We start from the raw sequence: 13,000 nt of genomic DNA on the forward strand, positions 1-13,000 counted from the left end.
CGTGAGCCAGCCCGACCGGCAAAGCGCGACCCCAGACGGGCGGACCGCGAACCCAGACGGGCAGACCGCGAACCCAGACGGCCAGACCGCGAACCCAGACGGGCAGACCGCGACCCCCGACGGGCGGACCACCAACCCCGACGGCCAGACCACCAACCCAGACGGGCAGACCACAGCTCCGGAGAAACGCCCTGCGGGTAAGACGCGCCGTCGTGTCACGACCGCGCCGCCACAGGGCAGCGATCCCACGCCCCAGTCAGTGGACGGCAGGTATGTGCCTGCCGTGCTGGCCGGCGAGGACTCGCCCGCGGCCTGGGGCGACGCTGACGTGCGCTACGCGGACGACAGAGCCGAGAGCCCTCGCGGGCCGAACGACGACCGGCTGCGCGCCGACAAGCCACCCCACTATGGCTGAGCGGGCTATCGAGCCGAACGACCCCAACGTTCCCGGCTCCGATCCCGAGCATCCGACGACAGGGCAAATCCCTGTCGTGTCGAGCGCGGACGGCCCGAGGCCGCCCATCCCAGCAGAGATCTGGGTGCTGCTCGTCGCGACGTTCTTCATCGCGATCGGCTTCGCGCTCATCGTGCCCGTGCTCCCGCAGTACGCGCTGAGCTTCGGCGTGGGCGCGACGCTCGTCTCGGTCGTCGTGAGCGCGTTCGCCTTCATGAGGCTCGTGTTCGCCCCAGGGGCCGGCGCACTCATCAACCGGCTGGGGGAGCGGCGCATCTACGTCGCGGGCCTCCTCATCGTGGCGGCATCCACTGCCGCCGTGGCGTTCGCCCAGGACTACTGGCAGCTGCTCGTGTTCCGAGGTCTCGGCGGGGTCGGCTCCGTCATGTTCACGATCTCGGCGGCGGGCATGATCGCCCGCTACTCGCCCCCGCAGATCCGCGGCCGGATCTCGGCGCTCTGGGGCGGCATCTTCCTCATCGGCAACATCGCAGGTCCGGCCGTTGGCGGGGTGCTCGCGCAGTTCGGCATCGGCGTCCCCTTCCTGGTCTACTCTGGGACGCTGGTCATCGCCGCCGCCATCGTCGGCATCATGATGGGGCGCGCGCATCGCATCACCGCCAGGAAGGCCGCGGAAGAGGCCGGCCTGCATGACGCGGGTGACGACCGGGCGCCAGCGGCGAGGAAGCTCGAGCCGAAGAGCCTGCGCGAAGCGTTGCAAGACTCGGCGTACCGCGCATCCCTTGTGTTCGGCTTCGCCAACGGATGGGCGAACTTCGGCGTCCGCACGGCGATCCTCCCGCTGTTCGTCGCGACGAGCATCAGCCAGGAGCCGTGGGTGATCGGGGTCGTCATCGCGGTTGGAGCCGTTGGCAACGTGATCTCGCTGCAATACGCGGGCAGGAAGACCGACCGGGTCGGGCGGCGACCGTTCATCCTGGCGGGCCTCGGCATCTCGGCGGTGGCGATGTTCGCAACGGCGTTCGCTGGCGACATCGTCACGATGCTCGTGCTGAGCTTCGTGCTCGGCCTCGGCTCGGGGCTTGCAGCTCCCGCTGAGCAGGCCGTCATCTCGGACATCATCGGCTACGGCCGCAGCGGTGGCCAAGTGCTCTCGACCTATCAGATGACGCAGGACGGTGGGAGCATCCTCGGTCCCATCGTGGCCGGCGTCATCGCTGACCTCTTCGGCTTCACGTGGGCCATCATCGTCTCGTCCGTGATGCTCGCCGTCGCCTGCCTGTCCTGGGTGTGGGGCCGCGAGACGTTCCGCTCGACCTGAGCCGCGGAATCGCCGCCAGACGAAGAACGCCGCCGGGTGACCGGCGGCGTTCTTGTGCGGCCTTGCGGCTGCGGAGTACTGCGACGTGACTAGGCGCGCGTCTCCGGGCCTTCGCCCTGGAGCTTCGCGGGCGACTCCTGCTGCGCCTTGAGGAGGTCGCGGATCTCTTCGAGCACGTCCTTCTCGGTGACGGCGGCCTCGACGGCGGGCTTCGGCTTGCCGTGGATGAGTCGGTAGCTCATGTCGTTGAGCTTGTTGATCGGCAGGATGATCGCGAAGTAGACGACAGCTGCGATCAGCACGAACTGGATGACCGCGGCGATGACCGCGCCGAAGCCGATCTCGGCGCCGAGGATATTGACCGTTGCGACGGCGATGTCCTCAGCGTCGAACAGCTTGGCGATGATCGGGTTGAAGATGCCATCGACGATGGCGGTGACGATGCCGGTGAACGCGGCACCGATGATGACTGCGACGGCAAGCTCGATGACGTTGCCACGCATGATGAATTCGCGGAATCCCTTCACGGGGTCCCCTTTCGTTTCGGACCGCAGTACGGAGAAGTGTGAGTTCAGGAAGCAGCCGGTGTGCTGCTGGAGCTGGCACCGCTGGAAGCGGCAGCCGGTGCTGGGTCTTTCTTCGCGACCGAGGGCTTGGCCTCCGCGGCGCTCGTCGAGGACGAGGACGAGCCGGAGCTCTTCTTCGCGCTTGCAGCTGAGTCGGTCCGGTAGAAGCCGGACCCCTTGAAGGAGACGCCGACGGCACCGAAGACCTTGCGCAGCTTGCCTCCGCACTTGTCGCAGACGGTGAGGCTCGCGTCGGCGAACCCCTGCTGGATGTCGAAGGCGTTGTCACATTCGGTGCAACGGTATGAGTAGGTAGGCATAATCTCGCTTTCGGGACCAGGACAGCATAATCGCGCCAGAGTGCCCGCGGGGTAATGCGTCAGAAACGTGTGATCCCGGACGGCGTGACGACCCCATCAACGCGCTCGTCGTGCACCTCTCTCGGCACGGAGTCGACGACCTCGTCGGCGTAAACCACCGCGTAGACGGGCGGTCTGCCGGCCATGGACCCGAGCGTCCTGTCGTAGTAGCCGCGGCCCCAGCCCATGCGGTACCCGTCCGTGTCGATGGATGCAGCTGGCACGATGAGGAGGTCGGCGTCGCCGAGTGCGATCGGGCCGAGGAGCTCGCCGACGGCCTCGGGGAAGCCGAGCTCATGGGCGCGCTCTGACTCGCCATCGGAGACCACCCAGTCGAGGAGTCCGTCCTCTCGGGTCACGGGCAGGAGGACCGTGATGCCCTGTTCGCTCGCCCAGTTCAGGAATGGACGCGTATTCGGCTCGAATTCGCCGGAGAGATAACAGGAGATGCGGGTCGCGCCGTGAGCCGCGACGAGGTGCTGGAGGTGCCGCGAGAGCTGCTCGCCGTATTCGGCGAGTTGCAGTTCACCATGGCTGCGTCGTTGCTGTCTGATCTCGGCGCGGAGGGCGCGCTTTTCGGTCTTCGCGTCGGTCGCCATGGCGTCGAGCCTAGCGAAGCGCCTCTGGTCGGCCTGGGACGCCTGCTGGCTGGAGCTCGTCAGGCCAGCTTGGGGAGCTTTGGGAGAACCGTGGCGCGAACCCGTGGGGGCGCTCAGTTGACGCCCGAATGCGACCGCATTTCGCGATGACATTTGCGGGCCATACGATACGGCCTATGTCCTCGCGCATTACTAAGGCCGTCATTCCAGCTGCGGGTCTCGGGACGAGATTCTTGCCCGCAACAAAAGCCATTCCGAAGGAAATGTTGCCGGTTGTCGATCGTCCCGCCATCCAGTACGTGGTCGAGGAGGCTGTCGAGGCCGGGCTTTCCGACGTCCTCATGATCACTGGGCGAAATAAGACCACGCTGGAGAACCACTTCGACCGGGTTGCTGAGATCGAGGCGCTCCTTGAGGCACGCGGCGAGACGGAGAAGCTTGAACGAGTGCGTGCCGCGACGAACCTGGCGGACGTGCACTACCTGCGTCAGGGCGACCCGCTCGGGTTGGGCCACGCGGTGCTGCGTGCTAAGCAGCATGTCGGCAACGAGGCCTTCGCGGTGCTGCTCGGCGACGACATAATGACGGGTGGCGGTTCGCTTCTCAAGCGGATGATCGCGGTGCATGAGGCGACTGGTGCGAGTGTGGTGGCGCTGCAGGAGGTGGAGCCCGCGATGATCTCGTCCTACGGTGTCGCCGCCTACGACGCGGCTTCGAGCGTTGAGGACGGCGTGGCCGGCGCTGGGCCGGACACCATCCAGATCACTGGGCTTGTCGAGAAGCCTGCCCTCGAAGACGCGCCTTCCAACTTCGCTGTCATCGGCCGGTACCTTCTGCGTCCCGAGGTCTTCGCGGTTCTCGAAGAGACGAAGCCAGGTGCCGGTGGCGAGATCCAGCTGACGGATGCCCTGCAGGTGCTGGCCGCGCAGCGCGAGGAGCTCGGCGGCGTGGTGGGCGTCGTGTACCGGGAGCGTCGCTTCGACACGGGCAACAAGCTCGACTACATCAAGGCGATCGTTGAGCTGGCCGTCGACGACCCCAAGCTCGGCCCGGCACTCAGCCCGTGGCTGAAGCAGTTCGCCGAGTCCATCGGAGAGTAGACTCCGCTTTCTATGAGCGCATCCGTTCCCACGCTGACGCACGGCCCGGTGTCGCTGCGTCCCATCAGGGTCAGGGATGCGCGTGAGCTCGAATCCGTGCTGCTCGCGAACCGCGAGTGGCTGCAGCCTTGGGAGGCGACAAGCCCGGGCGGGGGCGGGCGCTGGGATGTGCGTGGCGGTATCCGCTCGCTGCTCTCGCAGGCTTCGGCGCACACGGCTCTGCCGTTTGTCATCACTTACGAGGGACGATTTGCGGGTCAGCTGACCGTGTCCGGCATCAGCTACGGTGCCCTTTCTTCAGCGACCTTGGGGTATTGGGTGGCACGCGAGTTCGCTGGTAAGGGGCTCGCGACGGTCGCGACCGCCATGGCGACCGATCACTGCCTCCAGGGTCTTGGGCTGCATCGCATGGAGGTCTGCATCAGGCCGGAGAACGCGAAGTCGTTGCGAGTCGTGGAGAAGCTGGGCTTCCGCTACGAGGGGCTGCGGCGCCGCTACATCCACATCGACGGGGACTGGCGCGACCATTTCTGCTTCGGCGTGGTGCGCGAAGAGGTGCCCCAGGGGGTGCTGCGGCGGTGGCGCGAGGGTGCCGCTGATGAGGGCGAAGCGCAGGTGCCTCAGGCCGATTGGGAGCGGACCGCCCAGCCATTGCGCTGAGTGCGAGACCGGCGCCGGCAAGAAGTTCGAGATTCCCGAATCAGACACTCCGCGCCAATCGGCGGTCGCGGGTGCCTCCGCGCTTAATGTTGACGCCATGCAGTTCGGCAGCAGTCTCGTCCTCGCCCTGGCGGTGACGCTCTGGCTTGCCTATTTCGTGCCGACGTGGGTGCGCCGCCGCAATTACCTCGCTACCGAGCAGAACGCGATCCGCATGCAGCAGGCGCTGCACTCGCTCGCGAACACGAGCGATCTGGGGGAGGCGCGGGTTCGTGCTGATGGTCGCGGAGTGAGCGAGCAGGAGCGTCGCATCAAGCGCGCGAAGGCCGAGGCGGAGCGTGCCGAGCGTGAGCGCGACGAAGCCGCCAGGCGGGCCCTGCCCGCGGTTGCTGTGCCGCGTTCGGCCGAAGACCGGCAGCGAGCAGCCCGCGCGACCCGCCGCGGTCGCCTCGTGACTTCCATGCTCACCCTCGTAGGACTCCTTGCCGCCGGGGTCGGAATCTGGCTTGGTGCTAGCGCCGGCGTCTGGTGGGTTCTGGTCGCCGGCATCGTGACGGTGCTCGCTGGGGTCGCTGGCTTGCAGCGCCTCGCCCGCATCGCCAATGCGCAGCGCCTTGCGGCGCGTGTTGCCGGCGGGGCGCCCCGCGCTGGTCGTGCTGTGCGCCGTGCCGACTCGACGATCGACTTCTCGGTGAGCGACGCCGCCACCGTCGAGATTCAGCCCGTCGCCGTAGCGCAGGTGACGGAGCCGCTCGCGGGCTGGGTGCCGGTGCCCGTGCCGAAGCCGCTGTATCTCGAGCGTCAGTCTGTCGACGCCCTGGCGGTGGCCGAGGAAGATTCCGGCGCGCCGGGGCATCCAGGCCCCGACGGTCCTGGTGGTGGTGTCGAAGTGGAAAAGATCAACCACCTTGAATTGCTCCGTGAGGCGGCGCGCAGGTCCGAGCAGAAGATTCGGGATGCGCACGCGCAGCCGGGGATTGCGACATTCTCCACTCGTGCATCCGCCGCGACGCAGGGTATGCCGCTCGCGCAGACGGCAGCGACCCGTGCCGGGCTCGCGCAGTCTTCGCCCGCTCTGAGCGAGGTCGTGCTGAACCCGATCGTGGTCGCTCCGGTCGAGAAGCGGCCGAGCCGCTGGGCGAGCATGGGCGTTGTCGAGGAGATCGAGCCTGGTATGGGTGACCTGGACGCCGCGTTGCGACGTCGCCGCGTCGGCTAGTCGCGGTCGGGCTGTCCCAACGATCCACTAGTCTGGTCGGATCATGGCAACACCAGTAGACGGCGACCCGTTCTCGCTTACCGACGACTCTTCGATCGATGTGCCGAACGGTATCTTCGCGGCGGGTGACGAGACGCTCGACCGCACAGGTGCGACGAATGCTCGGCTTGTGCTCGGCGGTCCGTTTGCACGTTTTCGCGCGGCTCCAGCGGCTGCGCGCGTGAGCTGGTTTGTTGCTGCGGTGGCTCTGGTTGTTGTTGTTCTTGTGATTCCGGTGGCGATCGGTTCGTTCGCCTCGGTTCGCAAGGAGTCTCTTGCTGCATCGACGGCGGCCCCGGCTCAGCCCGCTGTTGTCGTGCTGAGTGCCGAGACGCTTGCTGTGAGTGCCCAGGTGGACGCGATCGAACCTGCTTACGTCATGTCGAACGGTCTCGTGACCGACGAATCGAAGACGAAGATGGGCGACATGCTGACGACGGCACGCGAGCAGATCGACGCGAACGACGCGGCGGGTGCCGCTTCCACGATGGAGTCGGCAGTGCCGTACTTCGTCTCGGAGTACTCGCAACGGGTCGCTACAGCCGCTGAGACGCAGGTAGAAGAGTACGACCAGTCGGAGTGGGAGACCGATGAGCGTCTGGCCGAGCTCATTGAGGTCGTCCGCGCGAACGCGCAGGGTCAGGATCTGACGGCGCTTGTGGCGGCCGTTATCGAGATCCCGCAGCTTGTGGGTGACGCGAGGGCAGAGCACTTCGGCAATCGACGCACGTATGTGCCGCCCGCTCCGACGACTGCAGCACCGGCGCCAACAGCACCGGCAGCGACGCCGCCCCCCGCGACCGAGGCCCCGCAGCTGACGCAGGCGCCGGCCCCATCGCAGGATCCCCAGCCTGAGCCGACAAAGGCGCCTGAGCCTGAGCCGACTGGTGGACCCAACTTCACCTCAGGCCCGAGCGGCGACTAGGTAGTCTCAGGCTTCCTCGCATTCGCTGGGTCTGCGCGTTCTGCGCGTTCTGCGCGTCCGAGCGGGTCTGAGTATGGGGCTGGTAGCGTCGCGCGGCGTGAGGCCTGAGGCGTTCGGGCCATGTTCGAACCGGGTGTGCGCCAGGTGCAACCGAAGCACGCCGGGCGCACACCGCGTCGCGCCGGACGCATCGTCGTATCGCCGGGCGCATCGTCGTATCGGGCGGGCGCATCGTCGTATCGCGCCGGGCGCTATCGCGCCGGGCGCGAATTGCGTCGCGCCGGGGCCGCGCGGAGCAGGCGTGGGGCCTTGTTGAGCGGGCCGAGGGCTCGCGCAAGACTTCAGAATCAGAAGTCGTCGACTAGAACGGTGGCCGCTTGCTTCCTTGAGGTGGCGCGGGCGGCTCGTCTTCGAGCCGCGTTGCCCTTTCGGGGCGGGTCGGACGCGGGAAGTCGCGGGATCGACATTGTTCGTTGGGCCAATGCAGCTCTTCGGTCGGTCGGAAGATCACCCCGTGGGGTTCGGGTCGGCTGATGTAGGTTTTGCCGCTTGGTGTGGTCCATTCGAGGATGCCGCCGCCGAGTTGTCTGACTTTCCAGGCGGTGTGGTGTTTCACGATGTGGTGGTTTTTGCAGAAGTCGCTCAGATTCCAGATCGCGGTTTTGCCGCCGTATTGGTAGTCCTCGGTGTGGTCGAGTTCGCAGGCCACTGCGGGTTGTCGGCAGCCGATGAAACGGCAGTGCACGTCGCGGGCGTGGAGGAACGCGCGCATCGCCGCGGTGGGTTTGTAGGAGTCGACGGCTTGCACGGCGCCCGTGATGGGGTGCGTGAGCACTCGGATGAACGCGGGCGCGGTCGCGGCGAGACGTTTCGCGTCTTCGATGGGCATCGGGGTCATGCCCTCGAGCAGTGCTGGTGCTTGTCCGGCCCTGGGCGTCTCGGTGAGTGCGGTTGTGATGGGGATGGAGAGTTGCACGTTGGCTTGGATGCCGGCGGCCGCGGAGTTGCCCATGGGGTCGCTGGTGAGAAGCATGTCGGCGACGACGTCGGACATGACCTCGTTCAGGCTCCGCTCGTCCAGTTCCTCGGCAGTTTCTGCAGTTTTGGCGGTCGCGTGAGCGTTGTCGGCGGCGGCCCCGAACGCACTCCCGGCCCCGGGCACCCCTGTTCCATCTTCGGCTTCATCGCCGCCGTGGAGCGCAGCTCCGGGCTTCGGTCGTGCCTTGATGATCGCGCGTGCTTGTTTCCGGACTCGGTCGTGGATGGCGTGCGCGACGAACGAGTCGGTGGTGACGCGGAGGATGCTCATGCCGTCGCCGAGGTCTTCCACGCTGGTGCGGCGTTGCCGGCGGGCTCGTGCGTGTCGTTGGTCGATGGATTCCCCGGTGAGTTCTTCCGCGACTCGCTCGGCCGCTTTTTGCAGCGCCCGGGGTGGGAGGGGTTCTTGCCGGATGCGTTCGAGCATCACGTCCACGAACAGGGCTCGCCGTTCGGCTTGCTCGGCGGGGTCGTCGTGGTTGACTTTGAAGCCCACCTCGACGAGTTTGTGGACTTGGGCGGGGGTCGCGACGTTCTCGTCGAGCGCGACGACGAGCGCGGGGAAGTCGTCCTGCGTCTTCGACGCGAGCGCCAGCTGCCCCTGCGCGACGCCGGAGGTCACCTTCACGACCAGCGCGACCTCGTCCGCGATCGAGCGGACGTGCATCGCGGACTCCGCGCATCCGTCAGCGACATCGAGCGCGTGGGCGAAGTCGTAGGCCGCCGCGTGCGCGCGCAACTGCAGCGCGGTACCGCCCGCGATCATCGCGGCCGCGTGTTCCTCCATCGCGAGGATCTCCGACCGCCTCGCCGCGACCGACGCCGGGTCCGAGGGGTCAAACCCAAGGGCCCGGAGAGCGGCGTCGGAGTGCTGTTGCATGCCCACAACACTACGGACCACCACCGACATTCGAGAGGGTCGTGGATAACTTTCAAGCCAGAAATTCGCTGTCCACAGGGTGTTCCGAGACTTATCCCCAGATCTGGTTGAACTCAGAATCGGAACTATTCGTATCCGTGTTCGATCAAGCGTGCTGCCGTGCGGTGAAACGACAGTAACTTAAATTCTTCGCAAGATCTTCGATCACTTCCGACACTGCACCCCCGCGGGCTGTCCATCGTCCTCCCGCGATGCCCCAGGCAGGCAGGCAGCCAGGCAGGCAGTCAACCACCAGAGCAAACTGATCGACGATGAGTCTCAGTTCTCGGCTTTACCGATCTTCCAGTAGCCGGAGAAGGTGATCGAGCTCGGTGGCAGGTCGCATTGCCGAACGAGGTGTCGGCGGATGGTCTTCACTGTCGTCGATTCGCAGGCGATCCACGCGTAGAAGGAGCCAGAGATCTCGGTGTGCACGGCCCAGGCATCGATTGCCTGCGTGAGGCGCTCGCCGTAGGGATGTTCGCCTCGGACAAGCCAGGTGACGACGACGTCGGTGTTGCCGGTAGGCATCGGCACGCAGTCGGCGGCAGAGGGCACCTCGAGGAAGACGCTTGCGGCCGTGTTCTTGGGGAGGCGCTGGAGGATGTTGCGCACGGCAGGCAGGCCAGACTCGTCGGCGGCCAGAAGGAGGCGTCGTGCGCCGCGAGGCTGGAAGTCCATCCCGCCGGTCGAATCGTCCGCCCGACTATCAGGTCCGACGACGATGAGCTCGTCCCCGGGTTGCGCGGCCGACGCCCAGGCTGTGGCCGGGCCGGCTGGTTCGTGCAGGACAAAGTCGATGTCGATTTCGCGTTCCGCCGGGCGAACCGCGCTCGGCGTGTAGGTGCGGATCGGGTTGCGTTGCTCGTCGGGCAGCATGCGCCAGCGCGAGTACCAGTCCGTGAGTGACGGCGCAGGTGAGTCCTTGATGCCGAAATCGCCATACGTGCCGTCAGTGTGCTGGAGGATCAGCTTGATTCGGTGGTCGTTGCCGTGGGGCGCGAAGTGCTCGAGCTTGTCGCCGCCGAGCGTGACTCGAACGTAGCTGGGGGAGACGCGCGCGACTCGCTTGACCTTCGTCACGAACGGCGGAAACGGGGTGTATTGCTCGGTCATGCCGGGATCGCGGTCCGAGTGTGCTGGACAACTGCAGATTGCGCGAGCGGGACGACGAGTGGGGTGCCTGTTTCTGGATCTGGCACGATTCGGGCCCGCACGCCGAACACGTCGGCGACGAGGTCCTCGGTGACGACGTCGGCTGGACGGCCCTCCGCGATCAGCTCGCCTGACTTGAGGGCGATGAGGTGAGTGGCATAGCGAGCTGCCTGGTTGAGGTCATGCAGCACGGCGATGAGCGTCTTGCCCTGGCGGTGCAGCTCCGCGCAGAGCTCGAGAACGTCGATCTGGTGAGCGAGGTCGAGGTAGGTGGTCGGCTCGTCGAGGAGCACGACGGGTGTGTCCTGTGCCAGGACCATTGCGATCCAGACACGCTGTCGCTGCCCTCCTGAGAGCTCGTCGACGCTGCGGTCGGCGAGCTCGGTGAGGCCCGTGCGCTCGAGTGAATCCTCGACCGCGTCGTCGTCGTCATGGGACCAGCGCTGCAGGATGCCCTGATGTGGGTGTCGGCCGCGCGAGACGAGGTCGGCAACGGTGATGGTGTCCGGTGCAATGGAGGTCTGGGGGAGGAGCCCGATGCGCTTCGCGAGTTCTTTGGACTTGAGGGTGCGGATGTCGGTCGCGTCGAGGAGCACACTCCCGCCTGCGGCAGGCAGCAAGCGTGCGAGGGACCGGAGCAGGGTCGACTTACCGCACGCATTCGGGCCGACGATGACGGTAAACGAGCCGGCCGGGATGGTCACGTCGAGTCCGTCGAGGACCGTGCGGTGTTCGTAGGCCACCGTCAGGTCTGCGGCGCGGAGCTCGCTGCTCACGCGAGGCCGCGCTCAGGGGCGTGGGTCGTCGAACGTGACCTCTCGGCGGGTAACACAGTGTGCTGTCGCATGTCGTGGACCAACTTCATCTCGCATCTGGCGAACGCAGGCAAGGCTTGCCTTCATGCCAAGTATTCCACGGTTCCATCTAACGCCGCGAGTGGGCGAATGCGCATCTCTTGACCCCGACGCGGCCGGCGCTGCGTCAAGCTGCCAGAGCGTGGGCCCGATACTGGCCCGGAGTCACGTCAAGGACACGTCTGAAGGCATCGATGAACGTGCTGGTCTGCGCGTAGCCGAGCGAGCGTGCTACGAGGGCGACGCTCGCCCCGCCCGAGAGTTGCGCGAGAGCGGATTGCACCCGCACGAGCTGGCGCCAGCTGTGGAAGGAGCTGCCGGTCTCGTTTTGGAAGATGCGCGCGAGTGTCTTGCTACTGAATTCGAGAGACTCAGCCCAGTCATCGAGTGATCTGCGATCGCCGGGCTCGGCGGTGAGTGCATCCGCGATGGGTAAAATGCGGCGATCGCGAGGCATGCGAACGCGAAGGTCGTGGGTGGCGGGCGAGAGATTGTCGAAGAGGACTCGTTCGATGTTGCGGCGCTGCACTTGGGTGAGATCGACGGCACGCAAACGCGCGAGGAGCTCGAAGAGAAGCGGGGTGATTGTGACGCCGTAGGCCTCTCGTGGCCGCAGGAACGATTCGCGTTCCGAGAAGAAGGTCGCCTGGAACTCGCAGTTAGCCGACGTTCTGCTCGTGTGGAGAGTGCCGGCGGGGACCCAGACTGCGAAGTGGGGAGGCATCACCCAGACGCTTCGTTCCACGACGAGCTTCATGATGCCCCGTTGGACGGAGAGCAATTGGCTCACGGGGTGTGAATGCGGCTCCCACTCGAGCGGCTGACCGTACTCCTGTGGCGACATGGTGGTCGCTGCTGGGAGTAGGGCAGGGGGCGGGGAGACGTCGGGCTCGATCACGATGGTGTGAGAGTCACGTTGCCACGTTGGCGGCAGTCCGGCGGTGCGCATAGTCCGTCATGGTACACAGGCTCGGACCGTTCCAATGCGTCATATATGCGTAGTCAAGAAGCTTACGTGGATTCTGCAATCCCGCGCTGATTTTTTGGGGAGCCTCGACAATCGAGAGGGAGTCTTTGGTCGGCGACGCTTCGCGATCCTGGTGCGGGCCGGATTCGCGGTCGATGCGGCCTGGTGGTAATGTTTGGCTTCGTCAGGGCCTATGGCGCAGTTGGTAGCGCGCCTCGTTCGCATCGAGGAGGTCAGGAGTTCGAATCTCCTTAGGTCCACTGATACCAAAGAGCCCGGCCGTCAATCGGCCGGGCTCTTTGCCTCGGAAGTACGCTGCCGTGTTCCGAACCTGGCGACGTCCTCAACCGAGGTCGCCGTACCGTTTGGCGGCGGCGAGGGCTTCGACGAGCTCTGCCTCGCTTGCCTTGGCCCCATAGCCGGGGGTGTCCCGTTGAATGCGCCAGCCCTCGGAGAGCGGGTTCAGGGCAACGGTGTCGAACCCGAACCGGTCGTAGAGGCGGCGGACGAACTCCAGACCCTCGTCGCTGTCGCTTGCCGCGACCAGGGCGCGGCGGTTCGATTCGCCACCGGGCCGCGCATCCGCGGTGATGTCGGCGGCCGCAATGTGGTTGAACGCCTTGACCACGCGCGACCCCAGAAGGTGCGCCTGCAGGAGCTCAGAGGTTGTCGGCGGCCTCAAGAGCGGTGGCGGCACGAGCCGTTGGCCCCAGCTCTGCGATGAGCGCTTCGAGTGTCTCGGGGCCACGCGAGTTGGCGATGACCACGTTGTCGCCAGCCTCGACCGCTATGCGTGCGACCTGGCTGCCGATGTTCCCTGCCCCGATGATTCCTAGTGTTGTCATGACGGGGCAACTGCTGAGA

13 protein-coding genes, 1 tRNA gene and 1 pseudogene are annotated in these 13,000 nt (G+C 66.2%); 7 read left to right on the forward strand and 8 right to left on the reverse strand.

The window, feature by feature from the left end; translation table 11 throughout:
- Position 1: 1 nt before the first annotated feature.
- A complete protein-coding gene (locus C5B85_RS19050) occupies positions 2–415 on the forward strand; it encodes a hypothetical protein (protein ID WP_181064211.1) in 414 nt (137 codons plus the stop codon).
- Positions 408–1,736, forward strand: a complete 1,329-nt coding sequence (locus C5B85_RS00635; protein ID WP_104284145.1) for an MFS transporter — start codon at positions 408–410, stop codon at positions 1,734–1,736. Before C5B85_RS19050 ends, C5B85_RS00635 begins: the two co-directional genes overlap by 8 nt.
- Positions 1,737–1,825: 89 nt before the next feature.
- Here C5B85_RS00635 and mscL read toward each other — a convergent pair whose 3' ends face one another.
- The 3 genes from mscL to C5B85_RS00650 are packed head-to-tail and all read right to left on the reverse strand — an operon-like array spanning position 1,826 to position 3,260.
- Entirely contained in the window at positions 1,826–2,263 is a 438-nt protein-coding gene (gene mscL / locus C5B85_RS00640) for a large conductance mechanosensitive channel protein MscL (protein ID WP_104284146.1), read from the reverse strand.
- Positions 2,264–2,307: 44 nt separating this feature from the next.
- Positions 2,308–2,622, reverse strand: coding sequence for an FmdB family zinc ribbon protein (locus C5B85_RS00645; protein WP_104284147.1), 315 nt, complete (start codon positions 2,620–2,622; stop codon positions 2,308–2,310).
- Positions 2,623–2,681: 59 nt separating this feature from the next.
- Positions 2,682–3,260, reverse strand: a complete 579-nt coding sequence (locus tag C5B85_RS00650) for a 5-formyltetrahydrofolate cyclo-ligase (protein WP_104284148.1) — start codon at positions 3,258–3,260, stop codon at positions 2,682–2,684.
- 176 nt (positions 3,261–3,436) lie between these two features.
- Between C5B85_RS00650 and C5B85_RS00655 the strand changes: the two genes are divergently transcribed.
- The 4 genes from C5B85_RS00655 to C5B85_RS00670 all read left to right on the forward strand — a co-directional run bounded on the left by C5B85_RS00655 (position 3,437) and on the right by C5B85_RS00670 (position 7,203).
- Positions 3,437–4,360 (forward strand): UTP--glucose-1-phosphate uridylyltransferase, encoded by a 924-nt coding sequence (locus C5B85_RS00655; RefSeq protein ID WP_104284149.1) that lies wholly within the window; start codon positions 3,437–3,439, stop codon positions 4,358–4,360.
- Positions 4,361–4,372: 12 nt separating this feature from the next.
- Complete coding sequence (locus C5B85_RS00660; RefSeq protein WP_104284150.1) at positions 4,373–5,020, forward strand: GNAT family N-acetyltransferase; 648 nt, start codon at positions 4,373–4,375, stop codon at positions 5,018–5,020.
- A 97-nt stretch (positions 5,021–5,117) separates the two neighbouring features.
- Positions 5,118–6,239, forward strand: coding sequence for a hypothetical protein (locus tag C5B85_RS00665; RefSeq protein WP_104284151.1), 1,122 nt, complete (start codon positions 5,118–5,120; stop codon positions 6,237–6,239).
- A gap of 43 nt (positions 6,240–6,282) precedes the next feature.
- Positions 6,283–7,203: a hypothetical protein gene (locus C5B85_RS00670; protein WP_104284152.1), complete on the forward strand. Its 921-nt coding sequence runs from the start codon at positions 6,283–6,285 to the stop codon at positions 7,201–7,203.
- A 361-nt stretch (positions 7,204–7,564) separates the two neighbouring features.
- Here the strand turns inward: C5B85_RS00670 and C5B85_RS00675 are convergent, their stop codons facing one another.
- The 4 genes from C5B85_RS00675 to C5B85_RS00690 all read right to left on the reverse strand — a co-directional run bounded on the left by C5B85_RS00675 (position 7,565) and on the right by C5B85_RS00690 (position 12,013).
- Positions 7,565–9,121 (reverse strand): HNH endonuclease signature motif containing protein, encoded by a 1,557-nt coding sequence (locus tag C5B85_RS00675; RefSeq protein ID WP_181064212.1) that lies wholly within the window; start codon positions 9,119–9,121, stop codon positions 7,565–7,567.
- 318 nt (positions 9,122–9,439) lie between these two features.
- A complete protein-coding gene (locus tag C5B85_RS00680) occupies positions 9,440–10,276 on the reverse strand; it encodes a siderophore-interacting protein (protein WP_104284154.1) in 837 nt (278 codons plus the stop codon).
- Entirely contained in the window at positions 10,273–11,091 is an 819-nt protein-coding gene (locus C5B85_RS00685; protein ID WP_104284155.1) for an ABC transporter ATP-binding protein, read from the reverse strand. The genes C5B85_RS00680 and C5B85_RS00685 overlap by 4 nt, the downstream gene beginning before the upstream one ends.
- Before the next feature lie 205 nt (positions 11,092–11,296).
- Positions 11,297–12,013: an AraC family transcriptional regulator gene (locus C5B85_RS00690; protein ID WP_219819317.1), complete on the reverse strand. Its 717-nt coding sequence runs from the start codon at positions 12,011–12,013 to the stop codon at positions 11,297–11,299.
- 310 nt (positions 12,014–12,323) lie between these two features.
- Between C5B85_RS00690 and C5B85_RS00695 the strand changes: the two genes are divergently transcribed.
- Positions 12,324–12,396, forward strand: a tRNA-Ala gene (locus C5B85_RS00695).
- A gap of 83 nt (positions 12,397–12,479) precedes the next feature.
- Here C5B85_RS00695 and C5B85_RS00700 read toward each other — a convergent pair.
- Positions 12,480–12,981, reverse strand: a pseudogene (locus C5B85_RS00700) (NADPH-dependent F420 reductase).
- Positions 12,982–13,000 lie beyond the last annotated feature (19 nt).

This window comes from Pseudoclavibacter sp. AY1F1, assembly GCF_002931075.1.
In the GTDB taxonomy this organism is placed as follows: Bacteria; Actinomycetota; Actinomycetes; order Actinomycetales; family Microbacteriaceae; genus Pseudoclavibacter.

Excerpts from the sequence above, each read along its gene's own strand:
- C5B85_RS00635 (WP_104284145.1), top strand. The coding sequence starts at position 408 with ATGGCTGAGCGGGCTATCGAGCCGAACGACCCCAACGTTCCCGGCTCC.
- C5B85_RS00645 (WP_104284147.1), bottom strand. The coding sequence starts at position 2,622 with ATGCCTACCTACTCATACCGTTGCACCGAATGTGACAACGCCTTCGAC.
- C5B85_RS00650 (WP_104284148.1), bottom strand. The coding sequence starts at position 3,260 with ATGGCGACCGACGCGAAGACCGAAAAGCGCGCCCTCCGCGCCGAGATC.
- C5B85_RS00655 (WP_104284149.1), top strand. The coding sequence starts at position 3,437 with ATGTCCTCGCGCATTACTAAGGCCGTCATTCCAGCTGCGGGTCTCGGG.
- C5B85_RS00660 (WP_104284150.1), top strand. The coding sequence starts at position 4,373 with ATGAGCGCATCCGTTCCCACGCTGACGCACGGCCCGGTGTCGCTGCGT.
- C5B85_RS00665 (WP_104284151.1), top strand. The coding sequence starts at position 5,118 with ATGCAGTTCGGCAGCAGTCTCGTCCTCGCCCTGGCGGTGACGCTCTGG.
- C5B85_RS00670 (WP_104284152.1), top strand. The coding sequence starts at position 6,283 with ATGGCAACACCAGTAGACGGCGACCCGTTCTCGCTTACCGACGACTCT.
- C5B85_RS00675 (WP_181064212.1), bottom strand. The coding sequence starts at position 9,121 with ATGCAACAGCACTCCGACGCCGCTCTCCGGGCCCTTGGGTTTGACCCC.
- C5B85_RS00680 (WP_104284154.1), bottom strand. The coding sequence starts at position 10,276 with ATGACCGAGCAATACACCCCGTTTCCGCCGTTCGTGACGAAGGTCAAG.
- C5B85_RS00690 (WP_219819317.1), bottom strand. The coding sequence starts at position 12,013 with ATGTCGCCACAGGAGTACGGTCAGCCGCTCGAGTGGGAGCCGCATTCA.